The sequence below is a fragment of the Streptomyces hokutonensis genome, from assembly GCF_042751305.1.
GTDB lineage: Bacteria > Actinomycetota > Actinomycetes > Streptomycetales > Streptomycetaceae > Streptomyces > Streptomyces hokutonensis_A.
Window position 1 is genome coordinate 18,464 of the sequence record NZ_JBHYWD010000010.1, and the last position, 12,909, is coordinate 31,372.

The 12,909-nt window shown below is 71.5% G+C and carries 9 protein-coding genes and 1 pseudogene; 5 read left to right on the forward strand and 5 right to left on the reverse strand.

What is annotated here, in order from left to right:
* Positions 1-11 precede the first annotated feature (11 nt).
* The 4 genes from ACFXC1_RS25675 to ACFXC1_RS51225 all read right to left on the reverse strand — a co-directional run bounded on the left by ACFXC1_RS25675 (position 12) and on the right by ACFXC1_RS51225 (position 3,698).
* Entirely contained in the window at positions 12-1,007 is a 996-nt protein-coding gene (locus ACFXC1_RS25675) for a 3-oxoacyl-ACP synthase III family protein (protein ID WP_381246164.1), read from the reverse strand.
* 15 nt (positions 1,008-1,022) lie between these two features.
* Positions 1,023-2,258, reverse strand: coding sequence for a beta-ketoacyl-[acyl-carrier-protein] synthase family protein (locus ACFXC1_RS25680; protein WP_381246166.1), 1,236 nt, complete (start codon positions 2,256-2,258; stop codon positions 1,023-1,025).
* A complete protein-coding gene (locus ACFXC1_RS25685) occupies positions 2,258-2,491 on the reverse strand; it encodes a phosphopantetheine-binding protein (RefSeq protein ID WP_381246168.1) in 234 nt (77 codons plus the stop codon). Before ACFXC1_RS25685 ends, ACFXC1_RS25680 begins: the two co-directional genes overlap by 1 nt.
* Positions 2,492-2,615: 124 nt before the next feature.
* Positions 2,616-3,698 (reverse strand): beta-ketoacyl-ACP synthase 3, encoded by a 1,083-nt coding sequence (locus tag ACFXC1_RS51225; RefSeq protein WP_463294322.1) that lies wholly within the window; start codon positions 3,696-3,698, stop codon positions 2,616-2,618.
* A 784-nt stretch (positions 3,699-4,482) separates the two neighbouring features.
* On the opposite strand from ACFXC1_RS51225, the gene ACFXC1_RS25695 reads away from it, so the two are divergent.
* On the forward strand, positions 4,483-4,821 hold the full coding sequence (locus ACFXC1_RS25695) for an antibiotic biosynthesis monooxygenase family protein (RefSeq protein WP_381246171.1): 339 nt from the start codon (positions 4,483-4,485) through the stop codon (positions 4,819-4,821).
* A 3-nt stretch (positions 4,822-4,824) separates the two neighbouring features.
* Here ACFXC1_RS25695 and ACFXC1_RS25700 read toward each other — a convergent pair.
* Positions 4,825-5,433 (reverse strand): annotated as a pseudogene (locus tag ACFXC1_RS25700) (PH domain-containing protein); the annotation flags it as partial.
* Positions 5,434-5,835: 402 nt separating this feature from the next.
* Here ACFXC1_RS25700 and pstC point away from each other — a divergent pair.
* The 4 genes from pstC (at position 5,836) to ACFXC1_RS25720 (ending at position 12,806) form a co-directional block, all read left to right on the forward strand.
* Positions 5,836-6,867 carry a phosphate ABC transporter permease subunit PstC gene (gene pstC, locus ACFXC1_RS25705; RefSeq protein WP_381246173.1) on the forward strand — a complete coding sequence of 344 codons (1,032 nt, stop codon included), beginning with the start codon at positions 5,836-5,838 and terminating at the stop codon, positions 6,865-6,867.
* Between the two features lies 1 nt (position 6,868).
* On the forward strand, positions 6,869-8,395 hold the full coding sequence (gene pstA, locus ACFXC1_RS25710; protein WP_381246174.1) for a phosphate ABC transporter permease PstA: 1,527 nt from the start codon (positions 6,869-6,871) through the stop codon (positions 8,393-8,395).
* Positions 8,395-10,101 carry a phosphate ABC transporter substrate-binding protein PstS gene (locus ACFXC1_RS25715; protein ID WP_381246176.1) on the forward strand — a complete coding sequence of 569 codons (1,707 nt, stop codon included), beginning with the start codon at positions 8,395-8,397 and terminating at the stop codon, positions 10,099-10,101. The genes pstA and ACFXC1_RS25715 overlap by 1 nt, the downstream gene beginning before the upstream one ends.
* A 110-nt stretch (positions 10,102-10,211) precedes the next feature.
* The gene (locus ACFXC1_RS25720) at positions 10,212-12,806 is read left to right on the forward strand and encodes a hypothetical protein (protein WP_381246177.1); all 2,595 of its coding nucleotides are present in this window, start codon (positions 10,212-10,214) and stop codon (positions 12,804-12,806) included.
* Positions 12,807-12,909: the final 103 nt, after the last annotated feature.

Sequence of the window (12,909 nt, forward strand, 5' to 3'; positions counted from 1 at the left end):
GGTGTCGGGATTCACCAGCGGGCGACGACCACTCCCGCGCTGGCCCCGCTCGCGAAGCCGAACATGCCGACCAGGTCGCCGCGTCGGAGCCGTCCGGCGTCGAGGGCGGCGGCCAGTTGGAGGGGGATGGTGTTGGTCGCCACGTTGCCGTGGGTGGGAAAGGTGGCCAGGACGCGGCCCGGGTCCACGCCCACCCAGTCGCAGACGACCTTGGTGAACGGCACCGAGGGCTGATGCACACAGACGAGGTCCAGGTCTTCGCCTGTGAGGTCCAACTCCCGCAGCGCGCCCCGCACTTTGCCCGGCAGCCCGTCGAAGGAGCCCACCAGCCGGGCGGAGTCGATGCGGAGATGGCCGAGCCGGCGGTGCTGGGCGTACGGGTTGGGCAGGGTCGCGGCGCGCCAGCCCCAGGAGTTGGCGAAGAACCGGGAGCCGAGGATGCCGGGCCGCTCACCGGCCTCGACCAGCAGTGCCGAGCCCATGTCGCCGGTGCTGAGGCTGGGCAGCGCGGTCGGCAGCTCGGCCGGGTCGTCGACCTGCCAGCGGCTCTCCCGGGTGCTGACCTCGGCGGTGGTCACCAGCACCCGGCGGTACCGGCCGCCCCGGATGAACGCGTCGGCGACCTCCAGCGCGTTGAGGACTCCGTTGCAGGCGTTCTTCAGGTCGAACACCGGGCAGCCCAGGCCGAGTTTGTCGGCGACGACATGGGCGGTGGCCGGCTCCTCCATGTCGGCGAGGATGCCGGCGTAGAGGAGCAGGTCGATGTCGGCCGGGTCGGTGCCGGTGTCGTCGAGGAGGCGCCGGGCCGCGTGCGCGGCGAGGTCGGAGGGCTGCTCCAGGTCATCGGCCACGGTGCGCTCGGCCAGCCCGTACATGCGCTGGAGCACCCCGCGCGCCAGCGGCACGGCGGGGCTGCCCGCCCGGAAGCGGTCCTCCACCGCGGCCACGCTCTGCCGCCCCTCGGGGATGTGGACGGTGGCGTGAACGATCGTGCTGTGAACGGTCATTGATCCTTCCTGTGTTCAGTGCTCTCCGGTGAAAAGCAGCACCACGTTGTGTCCGCCGAACCCGAAGGAGTGGCTGACGGCGGCCCGGACGCGCTGCCGGCGGGGAAGGCCGGTGACGCAGTCCAGGTCGTAGGGGAGGTTGTCCGGGGTGAGGTTGGCGATCGGCGGCACGGTGGAGCGGTGCACGGTCAGGGCGGTGAGCGCGGCCTCGACCGCGCCGGACGCTCCGAGACCGTGGCCCAGAACTCCCTTGGGAGCGGTGACACTTGGCCCGTGCGGGAGGACCCGCTGGATCAACTCCGCCTCGGTCAGGTCGTTGAGTGGGGTCGAGGTGCCGTGCGCGTTGACGTGGTCGACGTCTCCGGGCCCGAGCCCCGCCTCCGCGAGCGCGGCGCGCAGCGCGGCCTCGGCGTGAACTCCCCCCGGCGCGGGCGCGGTGGGGTGGAACGCGTCGGAGGTCTGGCCGACGCCCGCGAGCCGGGCGTAGCGCCGCTGTCCACGGGCGCGGGCGTCCGCCTCCCGTTCCAGGACGAGGACGGCGGCCCCCTCGGCGATCACGAACCCGTCCCGGTCGGCCGCGAACGGCCGTGAGGCGGCGCCGGGTTCACCGACCCGGGACGACAGCGCGCCCATCCGCTGGAAGCCGGAGGTGATCACCGGGGTGACGGCCGCCTCCGCGCCGCCCGCCACCGCGATGTCGCACAGTCCGGCGAGCAGCAGCGCGCGTGCGGTGGCCAGGGCGCTGGCCCCGGAGGCGCAGGCGCTCTCGGTCGCCATCGAGGGACCGTGGGCGCGGAGGTCCAACAGCACTTCTCCGGCTGCCATGTTGGAGATCAGCATGGGGACGAGTGCGGGTGACACCAGCTCCGGGCCGCCCTGGTGGTGGCGGACTGTCTGGTCCTCCAGATGGGCGGCCCCGGCAAGACCGGAGCCGATGACCACGGCGACCCGTGCGCCGTCCCACCCGGCGGGGTCGAGCCCGGCGTCGGCGACGGCCTCCCGCGCGGCGAGCACGGCCAGCTGGCTGAAGCGGCCCATGCGCCAGGCCTTGCCGCCGCCGATCCGGGCCTGCTCCGGGGTCATGAGAGGGATACGGCAGGACAAGTCGACGGCGCAGCCCTTGAGTTCGGGGTCTGTAGCGGCGGTGGAACGCCCGCTCAGGACCCCCTCCCAAGTGGCCGCGCGGCCGACCCCGGCCGGGGTGATGAGCCCCAGGCCGGTGACGGAGACGGGTGCGCAGCGTGCGGTCATCACGGCCGCTTGGCGTTCAGCGTGGCGACGAGCTCACCCACGGTGCTGTGCCGGGCGGCCTCCTCCTCCGCGACCGGAACCCCCAGCTCCTCCTGGAGCGCCAGGGCGAGTTCGGCCAGCGCGAGCGAGTCGAGATCGAGGCTCTCCAGGGTGGCCTCCGGGCGGATGCACTCGGGGCTGACCTCGAACTTCTGGGTGAGTACGGCGGTCACGGCACTCTGGACGGGAGACATGGCGTTCCTTTCGACGAGTGAGCAGGGCTGCACAATCGGGGCGCTCGACCTGTTTCGCGGTACGCGAGGACAGCGAGCACCGGCGGACGGGGAACAGCGGGGCCGCCCGCGAACGGGCGTGGTCTCAGACGACCGGCAGCCGCGCTGGGTCGACAGCCTCGATCCCGGGCACGGCCGGCAGCTCCGGCCAGACCAGGGCCGCCGAGCCCCAGGTGAGCCCGGCGCCGAAGGCCGTGAGCAACACCCGTTGCCCGGCGTGGAGTTCACCCCGCGCGGCGGCGTCGGCGAGGGCCAGCGGGATGGAGGCGGCGCCGGTGTTGCCGACCCGGGCGATGTTGGTGACATGCCGGTCGTCGGGCACCGGGATACGGGCGCCGACGGCGGACAGGATCCGGGCGTTGGCCTGGTGGGCGCAGAACCGGTCGATGTCCTCGGCCGCCCAGTCCGCGCGCTTGAGCGCGGTGTGGGCGGACTGTGTCATACGGGTCACCGCATGCTGGAAGACGTCGTGTCCCCGCATGCGGAAGTAGCGGTCGTCCGGGCCGAATTCACCCGGCCGGGAGCGCTCCAGCGCACCGCCGCCGGGCACTTGGATCAGCTCGTCCCCCGAGCCGTCGCTGCCGAGGTCGAGAGCCAGTACCGCGCCCGGTTCGTCCGGTGCCCCACGTCGCAGTACGGCCGCTCCAGCGCCGTCGCCGAACAGGATCCCGGCGGAACGGTCCTGCGGATCGAGGAGCGTCGAGTACACCTCGGCCGCGACCAGCAGCACCCGGTCGGCGCACCCCGAGGTCACGGCACCGACGGCGGCGGCGAGGCCGTAGACGAATCCGCTGCACGCGGCGGACACGTCCCAGGCGGCCGGTCCGCGGAGGCCGAGGCGGGTGGCGAGTCGGGGGGCCATGGCGGGCATCGGCCGGTCGGGGGTGGAGGTGGCGACGACGACGGCGTCGACCGCCGGCCGCCCGGCCGCCGAGAGGGCCAGGCCGGCCGCCTCCAGCGCGAGGTCGCCGGTGGTCACCCCCGGTGCCGCGCGCCGCCGTTCGCCGATGCCGGTGCGTCTGCGCACCCAGGCGTCGTCGACACCCCACGCGGCGGGCAGGGCGTCGTTCGCCACCGCGTCCGGGGGGACGTAACCGGCGATGCCCTCGAGGACGGCCGTCCGCGACGGCGTCAAGAGGGGGGCTGCGCTGGGCAGTCGGAGGGTCACACACGCCTCGTTCGTAAGTGATCTTGGACGAGCGAGCACGACTGTAGATCGGATCAAGATCGGTCCGGGAACGTGACACGATGCGAACTGGTGAGCCAAATACGGCCCCCCACCAGCAAAAACGCAGGTCGGCGGGCGAAGTGAGGAAACGTTACGGCCGTTATGCCGTCCCCGGATCACCCGAAAGAGGACGGCCGGTGACGGCCGTTCGGCACACAACCGCCCCGGAGGACACGCCAGTTCACCGGGACGGTCGACGGCTCGGACGGCTTCGAGTGGTTCGAACTGGCGGGTTCGCCACCCGGCGGCCGGGCCGGGTGTCGTAGGTTCGCGGCCGACCGTGTGCCAGTAGTGCTCGGCGATCTCGTCGCTGGTGGTCAGCCAGACGTCGGGTTGCGCCGCGAGGCAGGCCAACGCCCGGTTCGGATACGTGGCGCGGAAGGCCTGGCCGATCACGAACGGGTGCAGTGCCAGGGCCATCACCCGCCCACTGTGCTCGGAGTCGGCGAGCAGGGCCGGGGTGTGGAACGTCTCGGTCGGTCCGGGCCCCATCCAGCCGCGTGGGCGCCGGCCGGTGGCGCCGGCGATGGTGTCGACGATGTCGGTGAGCTGCGCGAGCTCCTCGCCGCGGGTCATGCCCTCCCGGAGGATCGAGTTGGTCCGCCCGTGCGCGAGCCGGGCCCAGTTCCGTGCCGGGCCCGCCTTGCTGCTGTGCCAGGCGCGGCTGTCGGTCTGCTACTGGTCGCTCACGCCCTCCTGATCACCCGTGCGGCAGGATGAGGCCATGAGCGTAGTAAAAATCAACGTACTGACCGTGCCGGAAGAACAGCGCGAGACGCTGGAGAAGCGGTTCGCCAACCGCGCCGGGACGGTGGACGGCTCGGACGGTTTCGAGTGGTTCGAGCTGCTCCGGCCCGTCGAGGGCACCGACACCTACCTCGTCTACACCCGCTGGCGCACAGAGGAGGACTTCCAGAAGTGGATGTCCGGCATGGGCCAGGCCGCGCACCGGGGCACACCCCAGGACGGCTCCGCCCAGGGCGAGCGCCCGAAGCCCGCCGCGTCGGACGCCACGCTGTGGACCTTCGAGGTGATCCAGCAGGCCGGCCCCAAGCAGGCCTGAGGCCTACGGCACCTCCCGCACCGCCGTCAGTTCGCGCAGGACGCGGGTGAGGTCGTCCGGTGCCGCCGCGAGGCGGACCGGGCGGCCCCCGTCGTCGAGTTCGGCGATGTGCCAGTCGCCGGGGACGGTGTCGCCGTCGCCGTCACGGGCCCGTCGTACGCCCTTGACGGTCAGCCGTTCCACCGGGATCCGGCGGGCCGCGAACCGCCCCGGACCCGGGGTCACCGCGGGCGGCCCGTCACCGAGGGCGATATGGGTACCGAAGCCGTACGGGTTGTAGTCGGTGTGCTCCAGGAAGCGGGCGGACACGAACACCTCGCCGTCCAACTCCGGCAGTTCTACGGCGAGTTCGTCCTCGCCGGCCGGACGCACCCGGGTCTCGCGCCAGGCCCACACCACCAGCGCGGCCGTGGCCGGCGTGCCCGCCGCCGGCCAGCCGATCGTGGCGGGTGAGGCGAGCAGCGTCGTCGGGTGCAGGTAGCACAACGGCACCAGCCACAGGGCCGTACCGACGAGGGGGACCACGAACGGCAGGGCTGACGGCAGGACTTCGTCGTCGGGCAGCCGGCGCCCGCGCAGCCGCTGCACGGTGAGCGCGCCGGGGTAGCCCGCGATACGCCGCCCACGCCACCGACACCCCGACGCCCGCCGCCGCGAACGCCGCGGACAGCCACAGGGCGCGGCGCGGACGGGCTCGGCAGTGCACTTCCCGGACGTCGGTCATGGCCCCAACTCTGCCCAGGCCCGCGCGGGAAGCGCTTCTGGGACCCCCGGCAATGTTCAGGCCGGTCAGGTTGCCCGGAGGAGGCAAGGTGCCCGACGCCCCCAGGGGTGCCCCTGTTGGGGCCTCCTCCACAGCTGACCCACCGAAGTGACATGACCCGTTCACCGATTCTCCACATGTGAAGCTCTGCGCCGAAAGAATCCGGCCATTGACTCACTCCGCGCGACATCCACCGGGAAGTCGCGAAGCGCCTCGTTCGTTTCGTTTCGTTTCCTCAGGTGGAGGGACACGTGCTGTCCGCGCAGAAGGGCTCCGGCCGAACGGAGCCCCACAGACCCGTGCTCGATCCGCCACCCCGACGGCCACAGGCCGCCCGAGGGCTCGGCGACCGCGTCTTCCGCTACCAGTTGACCGCCACCGGGGTCGTGGTCCTCGGCATCATGGCCGCCGTAGGACTGTTCCTCCTCCTACGGGCCACGCAGGCGCTGCGCGCCACCGGCCCGTCGTTCCTGACGACGGCCCAATGGCAGCCGGACGTCCACAAGTTCGGCATCGCGGCCGTGCTCACCGGCACCCTGCTGATCGCCGCCGTCGCGGTCACGATCTCCGTACCACTGGCGGTCGGAACAGCACTCTTCATCTCCGACGTGGCCCCGCGCGGCCTGCGCCGCACCCTGGTCAGCCTGGTCGACCTGATGGCGGCGGTCCCGTCCGTCGTCTACGGCCTCTGGGGCCTCTTCTTCCTCCAGGCGCATGTGATCGGCCTGTCGCGCTGGCTGTCCGACTGGTTCGGCTGGATCCCGCTGTTCAAGGTCGACGGCACCCACCCGGGCGACCCACTCGCCTCCGCGAGCGTCTACACCGCGTCCGCGTTCGTCGCCGGGATCGTCGTCGCGCTGATGGTCGCGCCCATCCAGTGCTCGGTGATGCGCGAGGTCTTCGCCCAGGCACCGGCCGGCGAACGCGAGGGCGCCTACGCGCTCGGCGCGACCCGCTGGGGCATGATCCGAGCGGTCGTCCTGCCCTACGGCAAGGGCGGCATCATCGGCGGCACGATGCTGGGGCTCGGCCGGGCGATGGGCGAGACGATCGCCGTCTACATGATCATCTCGCCGGTCTTCGTGATCCAGCCGCACATCCTGCAGACCGGCTCCAACTCGGTCTCCTCCCTCATCGCCCTGCACTACGGCGACGCCTCCTCCTTCGGCATGTCGGCACTGATGGCGGCGGGCCTGGCGCTGTTCCTGCTCACCCTGGCGGTCAACTTCACCGCGTCCACGATCGCGGCCCGCTCGCGGTCCGGCGCGCAGAGCGAGGCATGAGATGACGGTCGTAGAAGAACTCGCGGCACCTGTCGAGGCGGAGCCCGCGACCGCCCAACTCCCGGACGTACCACGGCGGATCGGCGGCCCCACCCGCTCCGGGGTGCTGGCGCTGTGCGGGGCCGCGGTGTCCGGCCTGTGCGTGAGCGTGCTCCTGTTCGGTGAACTCGCCCCCTTCTCAGGGGCGTTGGGCTTCGCCGTAACCTGGTACACCGTCTTCCTCGCCGTCTACGGCGTACTCACCGGCCTGGAGGAGAACGGCCAGGCGGTACGCGACCGGGTGATGACGGTCGTGCTGTGGACGGCGGCGGGCCTGCTGTTCTCCGCCCTCACCCTGGTCGTCGGCTTCACCCTCTGGCGGGGCCGCGAGGCGCTCACCTACCTCAACTTCTTCCACCAGGACATGCAGGCGGCGGGCCCGCTGGACCCGCTGGGCGTAGGCGGCATAGCCCACGCGATGATCGGCACCCTGCTGATGATCACCATCGCGCTGCTGATCACCGTCCCGCTGGGGCTGGCCTGCGCGGTGTACCTCAACCAGATCCCCGGCCGCTTCTCCCGCTTCGTCCGCACCATCGTCGAGGCGATGACCGCACTGCCGTCCATCGTGGCCGGCCTCATGGTCTACGCCGTCTGGGTCCTCCAACTGGGCATGGAGAAGTCGGGACTTGCGGCGGGCTTCGCGATCAGCGTGATGATGCTGCCGATCGTGATCCGCGCGTCGGACGTGGTCCTGCGCCTCGTCCCCGGCACACTCACCGAGGCGGCGGAGGCACTGGGCGCACCACGCTGGCGCACGGTCTGGCACGTGGTCCTGCCGACGGCCCGCTCGGGCCTGGCCACGGCAGTCATCCTCGGCACGGCACGCGGCATCGGCGAAACGTCCCCAGTCCTTCTCACCGCGGGCTTCACGGCAGCCACGAACTACGACCCACTGCACGGCCCGATGATCTCCCTCCCCCTGGCTGTCTTCAGCTTCGTCCGCTCCCCCGAACCGGCGATGATCGCCCGCGGCTTCGGAGCGGCGGCGGTCCTGATGGCCCTGGTCCTGGTCCTCTTCGTGATCGCCCGGGTGATCGGCGGCCGAGGCCCGGGCCAACAAACCCGCAGCCAGGCCCGCCGCACGGCCCGAGCCTCAAGACGAGACGCGGCCCGCTTCGACGAACTCCGCGCACCGGGCCTGTCGTTGTTCGACGCGCGTCCCCACGAACAGTCGGCAACAACGCCCACCCCCGAACAACCCGCAGCCGCCGACGGCGAACCCACCCCACAGGGACCACCCGCACCCCACGACGAACCAGTCACGACCAGCGCACACAGTGGCGGCGAAGCCGACACGAAGAGCGCGCGCCGAAGCCACGGACCGACCGCAGCCACCACCGCCGCCCACAACGCACCCGCAGCCGCCGACGGCGAAGCCGCCCCACAGGGGCCACCCGCACCCGACGGCGAAACCATCACGGGTGGTGCGGGTGGGAACGAAAACCCCGCCACCCACCAGCCCGCGCCCGGAGAGACGACCGACTGATGCCCAGCCACCTCACCGCCCCTCTCCGCCGCCTACGCGCACTGGGAACCCTGGTCGCGATCATGACCGCCCTCACCGCTCTACTGGCAGGGCCACTCGCCGGCCCCGCCGCCGCCGACAGCTACACCCCCATCTCCGGCGCCGGCTCCACCTGGGCGGAGAACGCCGTCGACGAATGGCGCCGCGCGGTCAACCAGTACGGCATGCGGATCAGTTACGCCGGCACCGGTTCCTCCGACGGCCGCCGTCAATTCCTCAGCGGCACGGTCGACTTCGCGGTGTCAGACATCCCGTTCCAGACCCACCCCACCGACGGCAGCGCGGCGGAACGCCCCGGCTCGGGGTCGTACGCGTACATGCCGATCGTGGCCGGCGGCACCGTCTTCATGTACCACCTCACCGTCAACGGCAAGCGCGTCACCAACCTCCGCCTCTCCGGCGCCGTGGTCACCAAGATCTTCACCGGCGCCATCAAGACCTGGGACGACCCGGTGATCAAGGCCGACAACCCGGGGCTGCAACTCCCGCACCGCACGATCGTGCCAGTGGTCCGTTCCGACGGCTCCGGCTCCACCGCCCAGTTCACGATGTGGATGGCGGCCCAGCACAAGTCCCTCTGGAACGCGTACTGCGCGAAGGTCGGCCGCTCGGGCGCCTGCGGACAAACCTCGTACTACCCCACCGTCTCCGGCATGATCGCCCAGTCCGGCGACCTCGGCGTGGCCGGCTACATCGCCCAGAACTACGGCGAGGGCGCGATCGGTTACGTCAACTACTCCTACGCCCTCAACGCGCACTATCCGGTCGCCAAGGTCCTCAACCACGCGGGCTACTACACCGAGCCGACCCCGAAGAACGTCGCGGTCTCGCTGCTCAAGGCGAAGATCAACACGAACAAGAGCTCCGCCGACTACCTCACCCAGCAGCTCAACGGCGTCTACAACGACACCGACAAGCGCAACTACCCGCTCTCCAGCTACTCGTACATGATCCTGCCGCTGAAGGTGCAGGGCACGTTCACGAAGGACAAGGGCAAGACGCTGGGCGCCTTCTCCTACTACTTCATGTGCCAGGGCCAGCAACAGGCGCCGTCGCTCGGCTACTCCCCTCTCCCGATCAACCTGGTGAAGGCGGGCTTCGACCAGATCCGCCGCATCCCGGGTGTACGGGCGCAGAACATCAACATCAAGAACTGCAACAACCCGACCTTCACCGCGAGCGGCCGCAACAAGCTCGCGGAGACGGCGCCTTACCCGTCGCCCTGTGACAAGCAGGGTGCGACGGCCTGCACCACGGGCAGCGGCGGCGCCAAGTCGTCGACGCGCAACGGTAGTTCGGGCGACGGCACCACGTCCGGCGGCAGCACGGGCGGCACCACGACGGACGGCACCGGCACCACCACGACCGGCGGCGCCGGCGGCGCCGCCCAACCCTCCGTAGACCCCGACACCGGCCAGGCCCTGACCTCGGGCGGAACAGGAACCGCCTCCGGCGGATCCGGGACGGCGGCCGCAGCCGCGGCGGACGGCACGATCGCCCTCGCCCAGCCGGTAGCGGTCTCCACGCAACACGGCTGGACCACCACCCAGACCCTGATGCTCCTGGCAGCCGTCCTGATCCTGGGCCTCCTCCTGCTCCCGTCGATCGCCTCCCGCCTGATCACGTCCCGCACCAACGACCGCCAGGACGAGGTGAGTTCACGATGACAAGCCTGCCCAACGCACCGCAGCCGCCAACGGCGAACGAGCCCCACAGGGGCCACCCGCACCCGACAACGAAAGCCGCACGGGCGGTGCGGGTGGGAAATCGGAAGGCGATGGCGAAGCCGAGGCTACTGGTCCGCCTCATCGCCGGCGCAGCCATCGGCGCCCTGGCCGGTCTCGCCGTAGGACAGTCCGCCCCGCCCGCAACGGCCGCGCCGGCTGCCACGAGCGTCACGGTCCCGGGCCGAGGCGAGTTCAAGGACATGAAGTTCACGGTCGACCAGACGACCCACCTCACCAGCCAGGCGGTGACGGTGAGTTGGACCGGCGGCACCCCGACGACCTTCGCGGGCACGCAGTTCAACACCGACTTCGTACAGATCATGCAGTGCTGGGGCGACGACGACGGCACGGTCCCCGCCAACCCGGGCCCGTCCCGCACCCAGTGCCAGTACGGCGCCTCCCCGACCACCGACCGCGGCAGCTGGCCGGGCAACGGCCAGGACGACACCCGGCAGATCTTCTACAGCGCCGACCCCACCAACTACGGCCAGGACAACCGCTACGGCGCCGCCAACCCGAACGCCCCCGGCGAGGTCCCCTTCAAGTCGGTGGACGGCACGACGATCACCACCGGCACCCAGAACAACAAGTTCTTCAGCCGCAACACCACCAACGAGGTCGACTTCGCCCGCACCGGCGCCGACGGCACCGGCAAGGAGTTCTTCGAGGTCCAGACGGCCAACGAGGCGCCCCACCTCGGCTGCGGCACGCCCGTCACCACCAACGGCGTCACCAAACCCCGCTCCTGCTGGCTGGTGATCGTCCCGCAGGGTCATCTGGACCTGGACGGAAAGCCGTACGCGGACAAGAGCCAGGTCAACGCCGGCTCCCCGGTCTCCTCCACCAACTGGCAGAACCGGATCGCCATCAAGCTGGACTTCAACAGCGTCGGCACCAACTGCCCCCTGGGCGCCGACGAACGCCCCACCACCGGCAGCGAGTTGGTGGCGGACGCGATGACCAGCTGGCAGGCGAAGCTCTGCGCGGCGGGCAAGGTGTACAGCTACACCGAGTTCGGCGAACCGGACACCCGGGCCCGGCTGCTCGCGGACGGTTCGACGGGCCTCGCGTTCACCACCCGCAGGCTCGGCGCCGACCCGGGCACGACAGCGCCGTCCGGTACGACGACGTACGCGCCGGTCGCCCTCTCCGGAGCCGTCATCGGGTTCACGATCGAACGCAGATCCTCGTCCGGGGCACCGGCGTCCGAGGAGAGACTCGACGGCACCAAGATCGAGTCCATCAAGCTGAACGCCCGCCTGGTCGCCAAGCTGCTCACCGAGTCGTACCGCAGCTCCACCTGGGGTTCGGTCATCAGCGGCACGGCGGTCAAGGGGTACGGCTGGGCGCGCAAGAACCCGTCCGGGCTCGCCACCGACCCCGAGTTCATCGCGCTGAACCCGGAGTTCGCCTATCTGTCGGTCGCCGAGACCCCGGCCACCGACACCGATCTGCTGACCTCGCTCGGCCACTCCGACACCGCCCGCGCGATCTGGCGGTGGATCCTCGCCGACAAGGACGCCCGGCGGTTCCTCGCCGGTGTCCCCGACGACGACGGCATGCGGGTCAACCCGTACTACAGCACCAACACGGACCTGAACCCGACCGGCACCGCCTTCGACCCGTCGAACACCGACGACTACCCGAAGAGCGACCCCTGGTGCACGATCCCGCCGGGCTCGGGCGCGCCCGCGACCAACAAGCAGTGCATGATCGACTTCCACCCCTATGTGGAGGACATGCACGCCGGCGCCCTGCACGCCCGCCGCGCGGACACGCTGTGGAAGTCCGCCTGGGACCCGCTGGCCACCCCGCCCGCGTACAAGAACTCCGGTCCGCAGATCGTCGGTTCGCGCTTCGTCATCACCATCACGGACGCGGCCTCCGCCGCCCGCTACGGCCTCCAGACCGCCCAACTGCAGAACAGCGCGGGCAAGTTCGTGGCCCCGACGACGGCCGCGCTGACCGCGGCGGCCGCGACCGCCACCGGCTCCGGCGTCCCCGAGGTCACCCCGGCGAACGCCACGGCGAAGGGTGCCTATCCGCTGACCGAGCTGGTGTACGCGGCGCTGCGGCCCGGCCAGGTGAGCAAGGCCGCCCGCCAGGACTACGCGGCGCTGCTGCGGTACGCCTCGGGCGCCGGCCAGACGCAGGGGGCGGATCCGGGCAGGCTGCCCTACGGCTACGCGCCGCTCACCATGAAGCTGCGCGCCCAGGCCGGTGTGGCGGCCGACGCGCTCGTCGCCTACACCGGTCCGAAGTCCACGGGTGGGGGCGGCTCGGCCGCCGGGGGTACCTCCGGCTCGGGCAGCGGTGCGGGGGGCTCCGCCGGGAGTACCGGTGGGACTGCGGGCGGCGCCGGTACGGGTACCGGTGGCACAGGCACCGGCACGAGCGCCTCGCCCAGCGTCTCGGCGTCGTACGACGGAGGGCAGGCCGTCGCGACTACGGCGGCAGGTACGACGCCTGCCGACCCGGCGAGTCCGCTGCGCTATGCGGTGCCGGTTGGGGCGGCGCTTGGTGCGGTGGCCGGGGTGGGCGCGCCCTTCGCCGGCGGGGGGCGGTTGTCAATTGCCTCAGTGCAGACGGCAGTTCGTCGGCTGCGGGTCCGTCGTGGCTGGTCGCGCAGCTCCCCGCGACCCTAAAAGAAGCTCCATTCCCCGGAGACGCAAGTGCTCCCCCATGAACCGCCGGGGGCCCCCGAACTGACGCGGGGGGGGCGGGGGGCCCGCCCCCCGCAGGGGTCCA

Bases quoted from the DNA above. Each gene is read 5' to 3' on its own strand.
- ACFXC1_RS25720 (WP_381246177.1), top strand. From the start codon at position 10,212: ATGGCGAAGCCGAGGCTACTGGTCCGCCTCATCGCCGGCGCAGCCATC.
- ACFXC1_RS25695 (WP_381246171.1), top strand. From the start codon at position 4,483: ATGAGCGTAGTAAAAATCAACGTACTGACCGTGCCGGAAGAACAGCGC.
- pstA (WP_381246174.1), top strand. From the start codon at position 6,869: ATGACGGTCGTAGAAGAACTCGCGGCACCTGTCGAGGCGGAGCCCGCG.
- ACFXC1_RS25675 (WP_381246164.1), bottom strand. From the start codon at position 1,007: ATGACCGTTCACAGCACGATCGTTCACGCCACCGTCCACATCCCCGAG.
- ACFXC1_RS25680 (WP_381246166.1), bottom strand. From the start codon at position 2,258: ATGACCGCACGCTGCGCACCCGTCTCCGTCACCGGCCTGGGGCTCATC.
- ACFXC1_RS25715 (WP_381246176.1), top strand. From the start codon at position 8,395: ATGCCCAGCCACCTCACCGCCCCTCTCCGCCGCCTACGCGCACTGGGA.
- ACFXC1_RS25685 (WP_381246168.1), bottom strand. From the start codon at position 2,491: ATGTCTCCCGTCCAGAGTGCCGTGACCGCCGTACTCACCCAGAAGTTC.